Source organism: Streptomyces sp. NRRL B-1347 (assembly GCF_000720325.1).
In the GTDB taxonomy this organism is placed as follows: Bacteria; Actinomycetota; Actinomycetes; order Streptomycetales; family Streptomycetaceae; genus Streptomyces.
Genome location: NZ_JOJM01000313.1, coordinates 1 through 293 on the forward strand (window position 1 = coordinate 1; position 293 = coordinate 293).

General features: G+C 69.3%; 1 pseudogene. It reads left to right on the forward strand.

The window, feature by feature from the left end:
• Positions 1-293, forward strand: a pseudogene (locus IG74_RS47430) (histidine kinase); the annotation flags it as partial.

Consider the following 293-nt stretch of genomic DNA (forward strand, 5'->3'; position numbering starts at 1 on the left):
GGTGGAGTCGATCACGGGGGTGCGCCAGCGCGAGACGGTGCCGGACGAGGTGGTGCGGCGCGCGGACCAGATCGAGCTGGTCGACATGTCGCCGCAGGCCCTTCGCCGTCGTATGGCGCACGGGAACATCTACAAGGCCGACAAGGTCGACGCGGCCCTGTCGAACTACTTCCGGCCGGGCAATCTGACCGCGTTGCGGGAGCTGGCGCTGCTGTGGGTGGCCGACCGGGTCGACGAGTACTTGCAGCAGTACCGGGGCGAGCACAACATCCGCTCGACCTGGCAGGCCCGCG